Annotated in this window: 13 protein-coding genes and 1 other RNA gene; 9 read left to right on the forward strand and 5 right to left on the reverse strand. The window is 50.8% G+C overall.

All coding sequences use genetic code 11. The annotated features are described in order from the left end of the window. Positions 1–22 precede the first annotated feature (22 nt). The 3 genes from hslO (at position 23) to H8L32_RS02365 (ending at position 3,631) form a co-directional block, all read left to right on the forward strand. Positions 23–949 carry an Hsp33 family molecular chaperone HslO gene (gene hslO, locus H8L32_RS02355; RefSeq protein ID WP_186945544.1) on the forward strand — a complete coding sequence of 309 codons (927 nt, stop codon included), beginning with the start codon at positions 23–25 and terminating at the stop codon, positions 947–949. A gap of 253 nt (positions 950–1,202) precedes the next feature. Then, positions 1,203–2,267 carry a MerR family transcriptional regulator gene (locus tag H8L32_RS02360; protein ID WP_186945545.1) on the forward strand — a complete coding sequence of 355 codons (1,065 nt, stop codon included), beginning with the start codon at positions 1,203–1,205 and terminating at the stop codon, positions 2,265–2,267. A gap of 2 nt (positions 2,268–2,269) precedes the next feature. Further along, complete coding sequence (locus H8L32_RS02365) at positions 2,270–3,631, forward strand: MFS transporter (RefSeq protein ID WP_186945546.1); 1,362 nt, start codon at positions 2,270–2,272, stop codon at positions 3,629–3,631. A 145-nt stretch (positions 3,632–3,776) separates the two neighbouring features. Here the strand turns inward: H8L32_RS02365 and H8L32_RS02370 are convergent, their stop codons facing one another. Then, complete coding sequence (locus tag H8L32_RS02370; protein WP_186945547.1) at positions 3,777–4,238, reverse strand: cache domain-containing protein; 462 nt, start codon at positions 4,236–4,238, stop codon at positions 3,777–3,779. A 268-nt stretch (positions 4,239–4,506) separates the two neighbouring features. Between H8L32_RS02370 and H8L32_RS02375 the strand changes: the two genes are divergently transcribed. After that, a complete protein-coding gene (locus tag H8L32_RS02375; RefSeq protein WP_186945548.1) occupies positions 4,507–5,610 on the forward strand; it encodes a helix-turn-helix domain-containing protein in 1,104 nt (367 codons plus the stop codon). Between the two features lie 26 nt (positions 5,611–5,636). Here H8L32_RS02375 and H8L32_RS02380 read toward each other — a convergent pair whose 3' ends face one another. The 3 genes from H8L32_RS02380 to ffs all read right to left on the reverse strand — a co-directional run bounded on the left by H8L32_RS02380 (position 5,637) and on the right by ffs (position 8,264). After that, positions 5,637–6,512, reverse strand: a complete 876-nt coding sequence (locus H8L32_RS02380) for an RICIN domain-containing protein (RefSeq protein WP_186945549.1) — start codon at positions 6,510–6,512, stop codon at positions 5,637–5,639. Positions 6,513–6,528: 16 nt separating this feature from the next. Then, positions 6,529–7,575: a hypothetical protein gene (locus tag H8L32_RS02385; protein WP_186945550.1), complete on the reverse strand. Its 1,047-nt coding sequence runs from the start codon at positions 7,573–7,575 to the stop codon at positions 6,529–6,531. A gap of 590 nt (positions 7,576–8,165) precedes the next feature. After that, positions 8,166–8,264, reverse strand: an RNA gene (gene ffs, locus H8L32_RS02390) — signal recognition particle sRNA small type. A gap of 260 nt (positions 8,265–8,524) precedes the next feature. Between ffs and H8L32_RS02395 the strand changes: the two genes are divergently transcribed. From H8L32_RS02395 to H8L32_RS02415, 5 genes are all read left to right on the forward strand, one after another. Further along, positions 8,525–9,454: an ABC transporter ATP-binding protein gene (locus tag H8L32_RS02395; RefSeq protein WP_186945551.1), complete on the forward strand. Its 930-nt coding sequence runs from the start codon at positions 8,525–8,527 to the stop codon at positions 9,452–9,454. A gap of 9 nt (positions 9,455–9,463) precedes the next feature. Beyond that, on the forward strand, positions 9,464–13,063 hold the full coding sequence (locus H8L32_RS02400) for an ABC transporter permease/M1 family aminopeptidase (protein ID WP_186945552.1): 3,600 nt from the start codon (positions 9,464–9,466) through the stop codon (positions 13,061–13,063). Positions 13,064–13,355: 292 nt separating this feature from the next. After that, on the forward strand, positions 13,356–15,218 hold the full coding sequence (gene pepF, locus H8L32_RS02405) for an oligoendopeptidase F (protein ID WP_186945553.1): 1,863 nt from the start codon (positions 13,356–13,358) through the stop codon (positions 15,216–15,218). Positions 15,219–15,343: 125 nt separating this feature from the next. Next, entirely contained in the window at positions 15,344–17,398 is a 2,055-nt protein-coding gene (locus tag H8L32_RS02410) for a S46 family peptidase (RefSeq protein ID WP_186945554.1), read from the forward strand. Between the two features lie 201 nt (positions 17,399–17,599). After that, on the forward strand, positions 17,600–18,199 hold the full coding sequence (locus tag H8L32_RS02415) for a hemerythrin domain-containing protein (RefSeq protein ID WP_186945555.1): 600 nt from the start codon (positions 17,600–17,602) through the stop codon (positions 18,197–18,199). 11 nt (positions 18,200–18,210) lie between these two features. Here H8L32_RS02415 and H8L32_RS02420 read toward each other — a convergent pair whose 3' ends face one another. Next, positions 18,211–19,110 (reverse strand): DMT family transporter, encoded by a 900-nt coding sequence (locus H8L32_RS02420; protein ID WP_186945556.1) that lies wholly within the window; start codon positions 19,108–19,110, stop codon positions 18,211–18,213. Positions 19,111–19,213 lie beyond the last annotated feature (103 nt).

The following is a 19,213-nucleotide window of genomic DNA, read 5'->3' on the forward strand; positions in this document are numbered from 1 at the left end:
ACAACCATAAAGCAATGAAGCAATGACTGATACCTTACAAAAATTCATGTTCGAACACGCCGGCGTACGTGGCGAAATGGTAGAACTGAACGACACCTGGCAACAAACACTGGCACGCCACACCTACCCGCGCGCGGTACAAACCATACTGGGTGAGTTGATGGCAGCATCGGCGCTGCTGACAGCCAATCTGAAATTCAACGGCACCATGATCATGCAGATTCATGGTGATGGTCCGGTCAAATTGCTGGTGGTTGAGTGTGATGCAGAGTTGAAGATGCGCGCCACTGCCAAGCTCAGCGAGCATGCCGACATCGCCGAAGATGCCACACTGAGTGACCTGATCCATGCACATGGCCAGGGCCGCTTTGTCATCACCCTGGATCCAAATGACAAAATGCCTGGTCAACAGGCATACCAGGGCATCGTACCGCTGGATGGCGACAGCATTGCCACCGTTATCGAAAACTATATGCAGCGTTCAGAGCAACTTGACACCAAATTGTGGCTGGCAGCCGATGCGCAGGTATCGCGTGGCATGTTGTTGCAAAAGCTCCCCAAAACGGGCGGTGCCGAAGCGCAGGTTGAAGATGAAACCGAAGCATGGAACCATGCCGTCATGCTGGGCGACACCCTGAAACAGGAAGAATTGCTGAGCACCGATATCGCGACGCTCATGCACCGCCTGTTCTGGGAAGAAACCCTGCGTGTTTTCGACCCACTGCACCCACAATTTCAGTGCAACTGCACCCGCGAAAAAGTCGGCAATATGCTGAAAATGCTGGGCGAAGAAGAAGTGCGCACCGCCATCACGGAACTGGGCAAACTGGACATCAATTGTGATTTCTGCGGCAAACACTATGGCTTTGACCCCGTCGATTGCGCCCAGCTGTTTGTCGCCCCCACGGTCGCCGAAGGTACGCAAGCACCTGCCGAAATCAAACACTGATAGCACTGAAGGGCTGAAATCCAGCGCCTGATATAGACTCACATTAGCTTCACACTAGCCTGACGCCAGCCTTTGTCGTCAGGCTTTTTTGTCCGTTTTTTTGTTCGTTTTTTGTCCGTTTTTTTGTCACCAAGCAGCCTTTCTACCTGGCAAAAATCTCATCAACATCAACTATTAAACAAGTACATAAAAATAAATCTTGACCCTGACGTTATGTAAGGCTTTATAGTTTTCATCAGAAAGGAGATCAAGCATGTTACTGAAAATTGGCGAACTGGCCAGCCGCACTGGTCTGACCATACGCACACTGCATCATTACGACAAGATAGGCTTGCTGACGCCTTCGGCACGGTCCGAAGCTGGATATCGTCTATATGACCGTGCCGACATCAAAAGACTGCACCGTATTCAAGCCCTGCGTCGCCTGGACTTGTCGCTGGCGGAAGTTGCTGACGTCATCAACGGAGAAAATGCTGACCTGCAAAGTGTGATTGAACAGCAGATCACCAGCCTGCAGCAGCAAATCGCCCAAAGCATGGGATTGCACGACCGCCTGCAAGAACTGTCCACACTGTTGAAAGCCAATCAGGAACCCAATCTCGAGTACTGGCTGTCCACGCTGGAAATGATGAGCGTGATAGGCAAATATTTCAGCCGTGACGAAATCACCCACATGCGTGCGCAGGAGCAAGATCATCAGGGCATACTGGATGGTGCCATGCGCCCCCTGATTGAAACCGCCCGCGCCTTAATCGATCAACAAGTTCCACCATCCGATGCACGGGCCATGGCCATGTCCAGGGAATGGATAGCGACCATGGGCAGACTCATGCCGGATGCACATCTGCTCAACAAATTTTCCCAGATGCACAGGAATGAACCTTCGCTGCAATCATTAAGTGGCGTGGATGACGAGATGTTGGACTACATCACTTTATCGTCAATCGAAGTCCGGTATGCCATTTATCGCAAACACCTGAGTGAAGAAGAGTTGCAATATTTCCGTGCATCCTTCTTCAGGAATGCCAATGCCTGGACTCAGGTGTTTTCCGACTTGCGGCAAAAAATGGCGCAGGGGCTACCGCCAGAACATCCGGACAGCCAGGCCATCCTGGTCCGATGGCGCGTGCTGTTCATGGAAGCCTGGGGTCAGCATTTGCCGACCGTCATCAAAGTCAGGGCCATCCATGAAAAAGAACCGGAACTGGGCATGGGGGGCGGCTTGACCCCAGCCTTGCTGCGCTATGCACGCGAAGGCATGGTGATCCTGGACGCCAACAATACACAATCAAAAAATAAAAACACACGAAAAAAATAATCATGGAAACCACGCAAACAACGTCACAGACAACATCACAATCAACATCCCAGCCAGCATCCCAACCAGACGCACGCAAAGCCATTTTCAAGGATGCCAATTTTCGCTGGCTGATCGGTGGTGGCATGCTATCCATGCTGGGTGACCAGTTCACCCTCATTGCCCTGCCCTGGCTGGTACTGAAGATGAGCAATGACACGCTGATACTCGGCATCGTACTGGCCCTGATCAGCGTTCCACGTGCGCTCTTCATCCTGATCGGTGGTGCCGTGGTAGACCGTTATTCACCCAAAACCGTCATGATGCTGACCAAATACATCAACACCGCGCTACTGGGCATACTGAGCCTGCTGCTGTTTATCGGACACCTGGAATTATGGATGGTGTATGTGCTGGCGCTGGGGCTGGGCATTTCCACCGCCTTCAGCATCCCATCCGGTACATCCATGTTGCCCCGCGTAGTGCCAGGCGCGCAACTGCAATCCGCGAATGGCATCATGCTGGGCTTGCGTCAGTTCACCATGTTTATCGGCCCGGTACTGGCAGGCTTGCTGATTGCCCTGTTTGGCACACAGAATGCCGCCAGCCCGGATACGGTTAGCGATGCCCATGGTCTGGCTGCAGCTTTCCTGTTTGACTGTTTCAGTTATGCATTTTCTGCCTGGACACTGAGTAAGGTCACGATGAACACATCAGTGCCCACCAATCAGCCTGGTCAGCAGGCAGGTGGCGGAACCCTGGAGTTATTGCAATCCGTCCTGGCAGGCTTGCGCTACTGCTGGAATGAAAAGCAGTTGCGCAGTTGCTTCATTTACTGGGCGGCGATTGCTTTCTTTATCATGGGGCCAATACAGATCGCCTTGCCCGTCATGGCCAATCAGCTCAGCAATAGCGCAAGCGCGCTTGGTCTGCTGGCCGGTGCGCACGGTGCCGGTACACTGCTGGGCATGGCATTGTCAGGCATCAGACCGGGACTGCGTTTTGGCAATCTGGGTCGTACCATCCTGTTGATAGACTTCATCGTCGGCCTGCTGTTCATTCCCATGGGGCTGATCAATGCCAGCTGGCAGGGTGCCGGCATCTTGCTGGCCGTGGGCACCCTCGGTGGCTTCCTGCATGTGGCGGTATTTACCTGGATGCAAAGGCAGGTGCCGCCACAGATGATAGGCCGCGCCATGAGCATGTTCATGTTTATCTTCATGGGCATAGGCCCGGTATCCGCCGCCTTCACCGGCTGGCTGATGCGCAGCGTCACCATTCCTCAATTATTCATGAGCAGCGGTATCCTGCTGGTAGCGATAGTCTTGCTGGCGTTGCTACTCAGCCCCATGGCTGAAGTCAGTGACCGCCCCACATCGGTCTGAACACGAAACTGTCTGCCAGGGAATTACAGCCTGGTCCACATCCTTCACATCCGCCAGCGCTGACTACGGCAAAGAAAAAAGCCATCTTGCTCAAAGCAAAATGGCTTTTCATGATGCTACAAGACTGATTCAGCGCTAGTCTTGCTTATTTGTAGGCACCGCTGCCTACAAAATAATTGTCCACTTTTTCCACATAAGTCGATTTCATTTCCAGTACCTTGGTCACCGGATTTGGCCACTGATAGTCAACCCAGCCCTTGCCTTTGCTGTTGATGACAGCAATCATGTCCTTCACTACAAAACGATCGCCCACTTTCAGGTCGATGAGGTTTTTACCATTCATTTTCGGGTTATTGCCATGGCTGAGATTCACGCCATTCAAATCATATGCAAAGAGGTACAAATCACGGTCGTGGAAATCTTTGTTAGCCGTGTTGGCAAACTCAGCAAACGCTTTTTCCTTGCCGTGTTCCTTGATATAGCTGATGCCTTTTTTGACCATGGCCATCGCCTGCTCCGTGGTACCGCGCTCTTCTGCAGCCATGCCAGGAGACATGAAGCCGGTGACCAACAAACCCAACAGCAAAAATTTACTCAGGAATTTCATTTGCTTCTCCATAAAGTGGCCCGTCAAATTTGACGACCAAGCCAGATTAAGTTTGAAATTGCCTGAATGCAAGAAAGATAGATACCAAGACACAATTTGTATCAGTCCATGTAGCAATTGCGGGAAGAAGTGTGAAACTGCTTTGGCAGCAAAAGAGAACAAAGAACAATATTGCAAAAATTTAAATAATGATGCATTATTGACAATAACAATGAAATGAATAACCCCATGTAAGAGATCATCAAATTGACAGTCGCAGGGAGCATCGTTGCAAACCTATTCTGACCACCAAGCTGTTTCCCAGGAAGCTGATGTCATGAGCGGTTTCCTGCCCTGCGGTATTTTCGACACTGAAATGGCCAGCCCTGCTGACCGCTGGACAGCCTGGCGCGACAGCATTGCGGTGATGTTTGATGTCGGCTCTCCTCCCTGTGCTGAATCGCATCCCCTTTTTGCTTCAGTCAATGCCTACCATCTGGGCGCCATGGTATTTGGTGACGCCCGTTATTCACCACAAGCCTTCCAGCGTTCGCGCAAAAAAATCGCTGGAGATGGACTCGATCATTTTCTGGTTCAGTTATATCTGGAAGGTGGCTATACAGGTGAAATCAATGGCAACCACGAGATCGTCATGCGGCCTGGAGATATCTGCATTCTTGATCTGGGCCAGTCGCTGAGTACCCGCACGACCAGTTCACGCACACATACACTGGTGGTGCCGCGCAGCGCCATGGAGGCAGTGTTACCTGATGCCAGTGTATTACACGGTGCAGTGTTAAAGCGTGAAAAAATCCTGGGCAAACTGCTGGCGAATCATTTCACCTCGCTCTATCAACATTTGCCTGAAGCCAGGCAATCACAGGCAATCTCTATTGCCGATGCCGTGACCGGCATGATCGCTGCATGTTTCCGGCCCACCGCTAACGCACTCAATGTTGCGCATGGACAGATCGACATCAGCATACTAAACCTGATCAAACATCATATCGAAAAACATCTGAACGAACCATCACTCAGTCCGGACACCCTGGCACTTGCCTTTCACGTTTCACGAACGACACTGTATCGCTTGTTTGAGCCCTTCGGCGGTATTTGCACCTATATCCAGAATCGACGTCTGCAGCGAGCTTATACGGCGCTGAAGCAGGCACCAGACAAACCGCGCTGGATTTACGAAATTGCTTTTGCCTGTGGCTTCAGGGATGAAGCGCATTTCAGCCGCAGCTTTCGCCGTGCTTTCGGTATTTCGCCGCGCGATGTACGTGCGCAACAAAGCTACTGTTACTCGAATCAGACAGTTGCCCCCTGGAGTGCACACAAGAAAGAAGGTGACTATGCAGACTGGATTACCCGCCTGGTTACCCGCAACTGAACGGGGCAAGGCATAAACATGAGCGATCACTCTTCCACATGCTGCCCAATCTCGATAACCCATTTCTGATGACGGGGATCCACTCTCCCCCCCCTTGGTTCAAGAGTCAGGTTTTTGACTCTTTCATGGCCCGTACATACAAGTGCGTTGCGAACTTGCACCAGGAAAGTACCCTGAAATAGCCAGCGCTGGGTATCACTATTGCGATTTGGCGTGTTGATGCAAAGTCTCTGGTGCAATCCCTGCGCAACGTCCAGTGCGAGCCCTGTTGCGTTGTGTAACAGCATCCCTCTTTCAAAATCAGCCGTCCAGCGCTGTTTTTTGCTACCCACGTCGGGAATTGCTGTCACCAGTGATCCCGGAGCGGCACCCATGCAGGTAAATACATGATCAGTGTCAGGATTCTTGATGGCAAATACTTCACGGGTCAGCTTACAAGAAAAATTCTGATGAATTGGCGGTTTGTTTTGCCCTTGAAACGCCTGAAAAGACTGGCCACTTCCACGCGTATCCAGAGTAAAGGCTTCGCCGCTTGCCTTCTTCATGGCCAGGATGTTTTCTTCAGGATTGAAATGCAGATAGAGACGTACGGCCTGCCCCCTGTCTTGAGACATTTTAAATACAGGGCCAGATCCAGAGCCTCGTGCATAAGGGCTCTCGGTCAGATACCAGGTATGTCCTTGAATCTGAGCCGCAAGACAAACACCGAGACGAGGATTGTGACTATCGACAGCAACAATTTCCAAAGGAATTTGGTGGGGCGCAGGAACATTAAAAAAAGCAACGCCCTCGCGAACCGACCTGCCCGACAAGCGATATGCCCGCGCTGAAAAAATCGTTGAAAACATACGGATTTCGACATAGATACGTGGCCCTGCTTCCAATACGCTTACCTTGTCCATCTCCACTACCTCCATTTCAATCAACTAACTGACGGTAGTTGTTATGCATCAGCTTACGTTCAACCAGTGTGAAGGTGCTTCCTTCAGGCACATCGGGGAACAGGGTATTGAAGGTTTCGGCGGGCATGATGCCTCTGAATTCCAGAAGTAAGTTGGCGAAGTCACGGTTTAGATTTGCCGCATAATCATCGTGGTGTCGTGTATCTTCTGTCAGGATAATCTCGTTATCCAGCTTCAGCTTTGCTTTGCTGAACTCCCTGTCGAGCCTGATTATCTCGGTAACCGCTGCCGGAGATGCTATTTGCAAGTCTTGCGGTAATCTATCGAGGATGGCCTGCACCTGATGCTGACGTATCGCTCCGTCCGAATGGTCTTCCAGATGGATGCGCGTCTGATGATTCATGATATCGCGTGTCAGTTGCTCTGAGCGCTTCAGGCGATCCATCGCTTCATTCGTATCACCCGCCAATGCATTGATCACCAGTGCAGTTGCCAGAATGGCGGCAGCGGACTCTGTCACACTGCCATAAAATCCGTAAGCCCAGTAGCTGGCCGAGAAGCTCGGCGGCCAATTAACAGGGGTGTAATTGAATGCCCCTTTTCGGGAAGCCCATAAAATCCGGTTGCAGGCTTGATGACAGACACCATGTACGCCGTAGATAATACCAGCCCAGGATTGCGGACTATAGCCGCGAAATGGTTCGTCAAGACTTGCCCAGTAAGCATCCCAATCCGCTACCTTCCAGTCATCCCCTGGAAAAAGTTTAAACTGCGCCATCCCCAATGCTACCGACAAGTTGGCAGGAAGCTCCTGCCCCTGAGGTTGTGATCCTATGATCCAGGGCGACCATAATTCTGCAGGGTATACAACGCCCCTGTGGCCGCGCTCTTCTTCCCTGAGCGCAAATGAACCAAAGCAAGGCATCGCGTATGTGCTATCATTTTTTTTGGCAATGGCAAACGTATGTTGCGCAATGCCAGGGCCAATAAAATTGTAGTAACCTGCTCTAATGGTACAGTCAAAGAAATTCCCCTGGACAGTACTTTCTGGTTTATTCGACATGGTAAAACCCCCTCTGATTGAGTTAAATGCCACTCTGGTTTCGTACTTGCAATCCCGCGCTCCAAAACACCTCCAGACCTTTGTGCAGTCGTCCTGTTTATGTGTCGCCGGAACGACCTCGCACCATCCTTGATGGTTTGCCTGCTATTCCTGGCATCCTTGCCAGCGTGATGGGCAAATAGAATACAAACGCGCCGATTTGAGGATATATCAGGAATACCCCGGCCGATTTGACCCCGCGTCCCAATTTCCTGGACGTGCGTTCCATTATGCTTTGCTTGTTTTTGCACAGACATCGCAAGTCGGTTTCAAGCATTTTCCGGACTTACTTCATCAATAGAGATGTGGCAGCAAATGACCAGGTCCAAGACAGACAATCCGGAATTATCCTGGGCCCCCAAGACATGAGTGACAGGCGTGGCAAAAACAGCAAAAAACCAGAAATCAGGTACTTGCTCAGCCGCCTTACGTTTCAAATTACCAGGATGCAAGAAAAAGTACGCGTCAGGACACAAGCTGCATAGCGCTGATGTTTAACGATGGGGGGGAGATATACAGAACTGCTTTGACAGCAGGAGAAATAAATCAGAGTTGGCGAGCCTGGTCTGCGGCACTTGCGGGAAATGACTGTGGCTGCTTCGTTCCCGACCTGACCAGATTGGCCATGCCGCAATGCGCAGGGGCCCGCCAAAACGCATTATAACTGAACACCAGCAAACTTGCAGCAATTCAGTACAGGCGGACAGCGGACGGGCAAGCGGTTCTTGCTTCAAACTGCTTTTCCCCCATTTCATTCCTGCCACGCGGCATTTCGTCACATAGCTGCACAAGCCTGTTTATACTTAATAACATGATATCTACCCTGCATGTCGATCAGGGGCCTGGCACTTAACAAAAGCCCGCTTAACAAAAACCTCATTAACAAGAACCTTGGAAGAAGGATAAGTCGATGGAACTCCGTATACAGCACCTGTCAAAAAAATATGCCAATGGCGTACAAGCCCTGAACGATATCAACCTCACCATACCAGCAGGCATGTTTGGGCTGCTGGGGCCAAATGGTGCTGGCAAATCCACGTTGATGCGTACCCTGGCGACCTTGCAGGATGCCAATTCCGGCACCGCCACGCTGGACAAGATTGATATTCGTGAAAACAAAGACCAGATCAGACGGGTGCTGGGTTATTTGCCGCAGGATTTTGGCCTTTACCCCAAGGTCAGCGCCTATGATCTGCTGGATCATTTTGCCCTGCTCAAGGGCCTGGACAACCGCAAGCAGCGCAAGGAAGTGGTGGAAGCCTTGCTGCATCAGACCAATCTGTACAAGGACAGGAACAAGCATCTGGGTGGTTATTCGGGTGGTATGCGCCAGCGCTTTGGTATCGCGCAGGCATTGCTGGGCGACCCCAGGCTGATCATCGTTGACGAACCCACAGCCGGGCTGGACCCGGAAGAGCGCGTGCGCTTTCACAATCTGTTATCCGATATCGGCAGCGAAAAAATCGTCATCCTGTCTACCCATATCGTTGAAGACGTATCCGATTTATGCAATCACATGGCCGTCATCAATCAGGGCAGCGTCGTCCTGACCGGGCAACCATTGCCATTGATAGAACAGATACAGGGAAAAATCTGGAAACGGTTTATAGAAAAACCGGAACTGGCCAACTACAGACAGCAACATCAGGTCATTTCCAGCCGCCTGACTTCAGGCCGCACGCTCATTCATGTGTATGCCGACTCACAACCAGACTCTGGCTATGCACCGGTATCTGCCAATCTGGAAGATGTCTATTTTGCGGCGATGGCGGGCTTATTCTCCGCCCAGTCGACAGCAAAGACACCATCAGCAGACCTGACAGCTGTGCCGGCAGCCTGAGGAGCATCCATGTTAACGATACTTTTATTTGAACTGCGTCAAAAATGTCGCAGTCTGTCCAGCTACGTATATTTCCTGATCTTCTTCAGCCTGGCAATGTTGTGGATGGCAGCCGCTGGCGGTACCTTTGCGTCCGCCTCCATCGATTTTGGCGGCAAAGTGTTTATCAATTCACCAGTCGCTGTTTTCCAGAGCATTACCTTTCTTGCCTATCTTGGCACGAGTACAGTAGCCGCCATCATGGGCCAGGCAACACACCAGGATGTGGAACACCATACCTGGCATTTCTTTTACAGTGCACCGATTTCCAAATTTCAGTACCTGGCCGGGCGTTTTCTGGGTTCGTTGCTAAGCTTGCTGATCATCTTTTCCGGCCTGGGTCTGGGTGCCTGGCTGGGATGTTATTTGCCGGGCATAGAAGCGGTGCGACTGGGGGCCATACATCCGGCTGCTTATTTCCTGCCGTATGTGTATTCGGTCTTGCCCAACTTCATGATCTTTGGGGCGATTTTCTTTACCCTGGCCACTCTCGGCAAACGCATGATGCCGGTATATGTATCCAGCGTGGTACTGATCATAGGCTATATGATTGCGCGGTCCCTCATGCGCGATATCGACAACAAGACCCTGGCTGCCCTGCTTGATCCTTTCGGTTCCGCCGCTGTCAGCAACCTGACGGAATACTGGAGTATTGCCGACAAAAATAGCCGCCAGCTCAGTCTTGAAGGTATGTTCCTCATCAATCGCCTTCTATGGGGAGGCGCAGGTTTGATCAGTCTGGCTTTCTGCTACTGGCGCTTTGATTTCAAGGCTATTTCTACCGCAGAAAAACAAAAGAAAAAGAAAGAGAAAGAGAAAGTAAGCACACATACAGCCCCGACAAACCAGGCAATGCTGGTCAATCTGCCTAAAGTCATCCCGGTATTTTCATCTTCCAGAAACTGGAAGCTGCTACTGGCAGAAAGCTGGCTGAATTTACGCGAGTCGGTCAAGAACGTGTATTTCATCGTCGTGCTGCTGTCTGGCGTTTTATTCATGTTTGCGGTGTCCAGTTCGGTGACCAAGATGTTTGGTACATCGACCTATCCGGTAACGTATGCAGTGCTGGAATTTCTGGGCGGTACATTCAGTTTATTCATGCTCATCATCACCACTTTTTATGCGGGCGAACTGGTCTGGCGCGAGAGAGATGCGCGCATCGCCCAGTTACTGGATGCATTGCCGGTGCCGGGATGGTTGCCATTCACTGCCAAACTGTCGGCGCTCATCCTCATGCAGGGCATCATGCTGCTTGTGCTGATGGTGTGCGGCATGCTGATCCAAACCCTCAAGGGCTACACCAACTATGAAATTGGCCTGTATGTGCACCAACTGTTTCTGGTGCAATGGCCTGAATATGCGCTGATCGCGGTGCTGGCGATGTCGCTGCAAGCCATTGTCAATCACAAGTATCTGGCTTACTTTTTGATGATCGTGTATTACATTGCCTTGATCGCCCTGCCTGCACTGGGTATAGAACACCCCATGTTGCGCTATGCGACGGTGCCGTCCACCGTGTATTCCGACATGAACGGTTATGGCCATTCATTAGCGCTGTCACGCTGGTACCTGCTGTACTGGAGCGGCGCCGGCCTGATCCTGATCGCCTGTTCCTTACTGATGTGGGTACGTGGTACCACCACCGCATTCAGCCATCGTCTGCGCATGGCCAGCTTATCCATCAATGTCGGCAATAGCGGCCTGATGCTGGGTGGCACTGCACTGTTCCTGTTTGCCGGCACAGCCATTTTTTACTTTAGCAACATACTCACGCCCTACAAAAGCCAGTATGAAAAACAGGCTGAAAATGCGACATTTGAAAAGAACTATAAACAATATGCCACACAGCCACAGCCACGCATCACCGATGTCAAACTGAACGTTGATATCTATCCAGAAACCCGCACGGCGCAGATCAAAGGCGACTACCAGTTGATCAATCGCAGCAACACTGCCATCCAGGAAATTTTCATCATGGAATCGGATGATGCACGCATCATACAGATGAAGCTGGATGCCCCACATGAACCACGCATACAAGATAAAAAAGTGGGCTTTTACAGCTATCAGTTGCGCCAGGCCTTGCAACCTGGAGAAAAGCTGAAACTGCATTTTGAAATTGAATTCGCTCCAAAGAATTTCCTGGGCATGAGTTCGGGCGATACCGTCATGTACAACGGCAGTTTTTTCAACAGCACACTGACGCCGCATATAGGTTACCAACCAGCTCTGGAGCTCAGTGATGACAAGGCCAGGCGCAAACATGGGCTGCCAGAAAAAGAAAGGATGGCAGAAAGGGATGACCCGAAGGCATTAAGCAATAGCTACATCGCCAATGATGCAGACTGGATCAATTTTGATGCCGTGGTATCCACCAGCGCAGACCAGATGGCGATCGCACCAGGCAGTCTGAAGCGTGAATGGCAAGAAAATGGACGGCGCTATTATCACTACGCGCCAGAGCAGGCCATACTGAACTTCTATGCCTTTCTGTCTGGCCGCTATGAAGTCAAACGGGCACAATGGAAAGATATCGCCATTGAAATCGATTATCACAAGGGACATGCCTACAATCTTGATCGCATGATAAAGAGCGTGCAGAATTCGCTCGATTACTATACGACCAATTTTGGTCCTTATCAGCACAAGCTGGTCAGGATAGTCGAATTCCCGCGCTATGCCACGTTTGCACAGGCATTTCCGAACACCATTCCGTATTCAGAAAGCATAGGTTTCATCGCCCATGTGGATGACAAAGATCCGCTTGAAGTGGACTACCCTTTCTACGTCACTGCCCACGAAGTGGCCCATCAATGGTGGGCGCACCAGGTAATTTCCGGCAATAGCAAAGGTAGTACCGTGCTGGTTGAAACCCTGGCGCAATACTCCGCGCTGATGGTGATGAAACATACCTATGGCGAGGCCGCCATGCGCCGCTTCCTGAAATTTGAACTGGATCGCTATCTGAAAGGACGCAGCCAGGAAAGGAAGAAAGAACTGCCACTGGCATTCAATGAAAGTCAGAATTACATCCACTATGCAAAAGGCAGTCTGGCCATGTATCTGTTGCAAGACCAGATAGGTGAGGACAAGGTCAATCAGGCATTGCGTACTGTCATTGCCCAGTATGCCAACCAGGGCGCACCTTATCCCAGCAGTGCGGCACTGGTGGATGCATTGCGCAAGACTGCCCCGGCTGACAAACAGGGTCTGATTACCGATTTGTTTGAATCCATCATCCTGTTTGAAAACCGTGCCATGACAGCCACTGCCAAACCGCTGCCAGACGGACAATATGAAGTTGCTTTGCACGTCACCAGCAATAAACTGAAAGCCGACGAACTGGGTGTGGAAAAAGAAGTCCCGCTGCAAGACTGGATGGACATAGGTGTAGACGACAAGGACGGTAAACCCTTGCTGCGTGAACGCAAACTGATCAATCAAAAAGCCATGGATTTCAAAATGATCGTCAAAGGCGTACCGGCCAAGGCAGGTATAGATCCTGACAATAAATACATAGACAGAAAGCCCAGTGACAATATGATCAAGCTTGACATGTTACCGAAGTAAGTCCACTGACAGTAGCAAGTAAAGAGCTGGACATCAGTCAGCTCTTTACTTGTGCAGTACCATTCAGGCAGGCAAATACAAATAATATTATTTAATTAACAAACGAAAGTATTACGGCAAATCTACTCCAGCCCACCAGGAAAAATATTTTCAAATTGTCTTCTCATTTGAGAACTTTCAGACCAAAATACTGCCCAAGCCTGGGGTGCAATTTAAACAGCCATCAAAACAATTCCCCAGACTCCCACAGCATTTTGTCATCTATCCATCAAATAGAACTGGACGTTACGCCATGCATAAACATCTTGTCCGCAACCTGTTCGCTGTTGCACTGACCCTGCCCACCTTTGCCTTTGCCGCTCACCCAAGTGAAACCGAAGCCGATCGTTGGAATTTGAATGACATGTACCAGACCAAGGCTGACTGGGACAAGGATGCCATGACCCTGGAAGTGCAGTTAAAACAATTGCAGACTTGCAGCGGACATCTGGGCGACAGCGTGGCACGTTTCAAGACTTGCCTGGATTTGAATTCGGATATGCTGAAACGCTTTGCCCGTCTGTCCAGTTATGCATTTCAATACCGTGACCAGGATACTGGCAACAATGCCGGCATGGATCTGGGCCAGCGCTCCGATATTTTGGGCAGCAAGGTAGATGAAGCCAGTTCATTCATCCGGCCAGAAATTCTGGCCCTGGGGGATAAAAAAATCCAGGCTTTCCAGGCCAAGGAAAAGGGCTTGCGTATCTACGCCCATCAACTGGACGATATCTTGCGTTCAGGTAAGCATACCCTGGATAAAAAAGGCGAAGAAATTATCGCCACCTTTGGCATGGCAACCAATACTGCCAGCGCTGTTTACACCACCTTGTCCAATGCAGAAATGCCCTGGCCCAAGGTCAAACTGTCCACCGGCGAAGAAGTACGCATAGACCAGTCTGCCTACACCAAATACCGCGCCGCCCCGAACAGGGCTGACCGCCAGCTGGTATTCGATGCGTTCTGGGGGAAATGGAAAGAATTTGAACGCAGCTACGGCGTCACTTTTTATGAGCAATTAAAACGCGATTCTGCCTATGCCAAGATCCGCAATTATCCAGATTCGCTGACGCAGGCGCTGGACAACAATAAACTGCCAAGGGAAGTCTATGACACTCTGGTAGAGCAAACCCGTGCCAACCTGCCTACCCTGCACCGCTATTTCAAACTCCGTGCAAAACTGCTGGGCGTGCAGGATCTGCGTTATTTCGACATTTATCCACCGCTGGTATCCGGCGATTTCAAATACCCGATTGCCGAAGGCGTCAAGCTGATGCTGGAATCCGTCAAACCTTTGGGTGATGACTATACCAAAGCCATGGCAAAGGCCACCACAGAACGCTGGATGGATGTCTATTCACGTCCACGCAAGCGCTCTGGTGCCTACATGAATGGTGCAGCCTATGATGTTCATCCTTACCTGCTGCTCAATTACAATGATGATTATGAGTCAGTATCAACACTGGGCCATGAATGGGGACATGCCATGCATTCCTACCTGGCCAACAAACACCAGCCCTTCATCAGCGCAGACTACCCTACCTTCACGGCAGAAATCGCATCCACCACGAATGAAGTCTTTTTGCTTGATCACATGCTGAAAATCGCCAAGAGCGATGACGAACGTTTGCTGTATCTGGGATCAGCACTGGAAAACCTGCGCGGCACCTTCTTCCGTCAAGCCATGTTTGCCGACTTTGAACGTGAAGTGCATGCCAAGGTCGACAAAGGTGAATCACTGACTGGCGAAGCACTGAGCAAAATCTATGGTGATATCCTGAAAAACTATCACGGCGACAAAGAAGGCGTGATGAAGATAGACGATACCTATGCCATTGAATGGGCATATATTCCGCATTTTTATAACCGCTTCTATGTGTTCCAGTATGCAACATCGATTGCTGCCGGTTCCATGTTTGCAGATGAGATATTGAAAGGTCGTGCAGGTGCCCGTGACAACTATCTCAACATCCTGAAAGCAGGCGGTTCTGCCTATCCGTATGAACTGGTGAAAAAGGCTGGTGTTGATCTGGCTTCCCCCGCCCCTTACCAGGCAGTGTTTGCGCGCATGAATAAAATCATGGATCAAATCGAGGCTATCAAAGCCAAACATTAAATTCCTTTTTAGCCGAGTCATCTCACATCCCCCATTTCCATGGGGGATGCTGCCGCAATCATGACTAATCATGACTTCTTCCTGGCCTGGAGAAGCATGATGCCCAAGTACAAATGGAATACATCATGCAAAAGAAACTCCTGTTGATTGCCTTGTCCCTGCCCGGTCTGGCTTTGGCAGCGGAAGGAATGTGGACACTGGACAATCTGCCCATGAACAGACTACAGGCTGAATATGGTTTCAAACCTGGTCCGGAGTGGATAAAGAACACCATGCTGAGTTCGGTCAAACTGCCTGGCTGCTCTGGTTCTTTTGTCTCCAAAGATGGCCTGGTAATGACCAATCACCACTGTGCATCCGGCTGCATAGAGCAGTTATCGACTGCCAAACAAAACTATGTCAGCAATGGTTTCCTGGCAAGAAAACACAGTGAAGAACAGGTTTGCCCAGCCATGGAATTAAACCGGCTGGAAGACATCACCGATGTGACCGAAGATGTCCGGAAAGCGACTGCCGGCCTGGAAGGCACATCCTTCAAACAGGCACAGAACGCGATCGAAGCCACGCTGACTGCCGCCTGCGTAGGTGACGACAAGGAAAAAACCCGTTGCGACGTCGTTGACCTTTACCATGGTGGCCGTTACCACCTGTACAAATATCATCGCTATGCCGATACCCGCCTGGTATGGGCACCTGAAAAAGCCATTGCCTTCTTTGGTGGTGACCCGGACAATTTCAACTTCCCGCGCTATGACCTGGATATCGCCATGCTGCGCGTCTATGAAAACGGCAAACCGGCAGATATCAAACATTATTTCCCATTCAGCAAAAATGGTCCGCAAGAAGGTGAAATGAGTTTTGTCACAGGTCACCCTGGCTCTACCCAGCGTCAACTGACCATGGCGCAACTGATCAGCCTGCGTGATATTGGTCTGGTCGACAGCTTGCAGCATACGGCAGAATTGCGCGGTGTCGTCACCCAATACCGCAAAACCAGTCCGGAAGCGGCGCGTACTGCCGACCAGGCACTGTTTGGCATAGAAAACCGCTACAAGGCTGGCACAGGCAGGTTACAAACCCTGCTTGATCCTGAATTCATGGCGCGCCAACAGGCAGAAGAAACTGCGCTGCGTCAGTTCGTCAATTCCCGGCCAGAACTAAAAGAAAAAATCGGTGGAGCATGGGATGCGATTGCCAGGGCACAGGACAGCTATCGCCAACTGTTCAGAGTCACCAACATGACTGAAGGTGCAGAAGCCTTCAACAGCAATTATTTCCGTCTGGCGCGCATGCTGGTGCGCGCTGCCGAAGAAAAAGCCAAGGCGAATGCCGAACGCTTGCCAGAATTTATCGACACGCGCCTGCCCGCCGTACAGCAAAACCTGTTTTCCAAAGCCCCCATCTACCCTGAATTTGAAAAACTCAAACTCACACACTCTTTGACCAAAATGCGCGAAGACCTTGGTGTGGACCATGCCTTCGTCAAACAGGTGCTAGGTAAATTATCGCCAGAGCAACTGACTGATAAATTGATCGATCGCACACGACTGGCCGACGTTGAATACCGCAAAACTCTGTGGAATGGCGGCAAGGAAGCCATTGCCCTGTCGGATGATCCCTTCATCAAACTTGCATTGGCTGTCGAGGCAGAATCACGTACGTATCGCAAACGCATGGAACAGGAAGTACAGGCAATCGTGCAGAAAAATTCCGAGTTGATTGCACAGGCACGTTTTGCACAATCGGGTACCAGTGTTTATCCAGATGCCACGGCCACCTTGCGCCTGTCGTATGGAGAGGTCAAAGGCTGGGATCAGGGTGAACACAAAATCCGTCCCTTCACCAATTTTGCAGGTGCCTTTGAACGCGATACGGGTGCCTATCCATTTGCCTTGCCTGCGTCCTGGCAAGCAGCAAAGGGCAAGCTGAACTTGCAGCAGCCCTACAATTTTGTGACCACCAATGACATCATCGGCGGCAATTCCGGCAGCCCTCTGATCAATCGCAATGGCGAAATCATTGGCCTGGCTTTTGACGGCAACATCCATTCCCTGGGCGGTGCTTTCTGGTATGACGGCCGCAGCAACCGTACCGTTGCCGTGCACAGCGGTGGCATACTGGAAGCCATGGACAAAATCTACAATGCCAGGGAATTACTGAAAGAACTGACGGGCAAATAAGCCAGTATAGACAAACATATACAAACATCGGCTGGCATAAGAAAAACCCGCCGCATCAAGTTAAAACCTCGTTGTCCTCAACGGCAACGAGGTTTTTCATCTGTGCACTTCGCCACAACTTATCGTCTGTTTTGATCCTGATCAACAGCGTGCGGCCTCCTTGCTAGTAAAGTAACAAGCAAAATAGCAAGGAGGCTCGCCATGTCTGTCAGGATGATTTACCCCGCTTCACTCAGCATCATACAAGACGAGCACGAACACCTGTCGTCCGTGATACAGGGCATGCGTTACTTTGTAAGAAAAATCGAGGGTGGCGCCAATGCGCCTGATCTGAAGGTCTTCCGTGCCATGCTGTACTACATCATGGAATACCCAGAAAAGGTCCATCATCCCAAGGAAGAGCAGTATTTGTTTGCCAAAATCAAGGAAAGAACCCATCAACTGGACAATGAGCTGGATGCGCTCACTGAGCAGCATGAAAAGGGAGAATTACTGGTACACCGGCTATTCCACGCTCTGCTTGACTATGAATTTGGCGGCATGCCAGCCTTTGCCCATTTCCGTGATCTGGTCGAGCAATATGCGCAGTTTTATTTCGCCCATATGCGGGCCGAAGAAGAAAAAATCATACCTATCGCCAGACAGGTGCTGAATGATTACGACTGGAAGGAAATCGATGTAGCCTTTCTGCAAAACCGTGTACATCCAGGGGATGCCAGTGCACGCTATAAATATGAGGAATTATTTTCACTGATTGTCAATATCACACCCGCCCCTATCGGCGTGGCAGATCCACTCTGACATCACGGCATTCAGTTCCGGCGCGAAGACAAGACAATGCCACCGACAATACACGCAAAAGCCACGACATGAAACAGATGTGGTGATTCACCCAGAAAAGCAGCCGACATCAGGGCAGCGAACAAGGGTGTCAGATTATTGAAAAAGGCGGCCACATTCGGCCCTACCCGCTGCACACCCAGACCCCAGCAGCGAAAAGCAATCACCGCCGGACCAATCGCCACAAAAGCCAGTGCAGCAAACAACATGGGGTTCCAGTGTATGGTGGGCTTCATCAGCGTCCATTCTGCAGCAGAAAAAGCCGCCGACCACAGTACGCCAAAACTGACCTGCGCCAACAAAAAATCGGCCCAGTGATTGCGTAATTCACCATCGTCGCCACGCGTCAGCAACCAGCTATATAGCGACCAGGCAATGGTGGCAATGATCATGAACAGGTCGCCAGGCACCAGCCGCAAGGCCAGTAACTGCGCCAGTTCACCCCGGCTTAATACCAGCAAGACACCAGCGATGGAGATGGCCGCACCCGCCAGTTGCCAGCGCGTGACTTTGGCCTGAAAAAACAGGCTGCCGACGATCAGCATCCATACCGGCATGCTGGCCGCAACCAGTGTCACATTGATGGGAGATGAACTCTGCAAGGCCAGGTATTGCAAGGCATTGTACAAACCAACACCCAGCAAACCCAATACTGCATAGCGCTGCCAGTTGCGCCACAAAGTGCTGTCGCGCCGATAGATGCGGAAGGCCATCGGCAACAAGATTAAAAAAGCCAGCACCCAGCGTATGAAGTTGAGAGTAATTGGTGGCAGCATCTCATGAATCATGCGCCCGACGATGGCATTGCCGGACCATAGTAAGGGCGGCGTGACCAGCAGGAGTATGGTAGAAGGCGTCAGTTTATGATTCATGAATACGCAGTAAATCCAGCAATTTGACAGGCAATCAAAAACCGCCTGTAGTCGGTGATCAGTGATCTATATTCAGCAATCAACCCTCAGCATACCGCAAGCA

The sequence above is a fragment of the Undibacterium hunanense genome, assembly GCF_014284335.1.
Taxonomy (GTDB): Bacteria; Pseudomonadota; Gammaproteobacteria; order Burkholderiales; family Burkholderiaceae_D; genus Undibacterium; species Undibacterium hunanense.

What these genes read in the sequence shown, in the direction of transcription:
- H8L32_RS02385 (WP_186945550.1), bottom strand. Translation starts at nt 7,575, where the DNA reads ATGTCGAATAAACCAGAAAGTACTGTCCAGGGGAATTTCTTTGACTGT.
- H8L32_RS02410 (WP_186945554.1), top strand. Translation starts at nt 15,344, where the DNA reads ATGCAAAAGAAACTCCTGTTGATTGCCTTGTCCCTGCCCGGTCTGGCT.
- pepF (WP_186945553.1), top strand. Translation starts at nt 13,356, where the DNA reads ATGCATAAACATCTTGTCCGCAACCTGTTCGCTGTTGCACTGACCCTG.
- H8L32_RS02420 (WP_186945556.1), bottom strand. Translation starts at nt 19,110, where the DNA reads ATGAATCATAAACTGACGCCTTCTACCATACTCCTGCTGGTCACGCCG.
- H8L32_RS02380 (WP_186945549.1), bottom strand. Translation starts at nt 6,512, where the DNA reads ATGGACAAGGTAAGCGTATTGGAAGCAGGGCCACGTATCTATGTCGAA.
- H8L32_RS02360 (WP_186945545.1), top strand. Translation starts at nt 1,203, where the DNA reads ATGTTACTGAAAATTGGCGAACTGGCCAGCCGCACTGGTCTGACCATA.
- H8L32_RS02400 (WP_186945552.1), top strand. Translation starts at nt 9,464, where the DNA reads ATGTTAACGATACTTTTATTTGAACTGCGTCAAAAATGTCGCAGTCTG.
- H8L32_RS02370 (WP_186945547.1), bottom strand. Translation starts at nt 4,238, where the DNA reads ATGAAATTCCTGAGTAAATTTTTGCTGTTGGGTTTGTTGGTCACCGGC.
- H8L32_RS02365 (WP_186945546.1), top strand. Translation starts at nt 2,270, where the DNA reads ATGGAAACCACGCAAACAACGTCACAGACAACATCACAATCAACATCC.
- H8L32_RS02415 (WP_186945555.1), top strand. Translation starts at nt 17,600, where the DNA reads ATGTCTGTCAGGATGATTTACCCCGCTTCACTCAGCATCATACAAGAC.
- H8L32_RS02395 (WP_186945551.1), top strand. Translation starts at nt 8,525, where the DNA reads ATGGAACTCCGTATACAGCACCTGTCAAAAAAATATGCCAATGGCGTA.
- hslO (WP_186945544.1), top strand. Translation starts at nt 23, where the DNA reads ATGACTGATACCTTACAAAAATTCATGTTCGAACACGCCGGCGTACGT.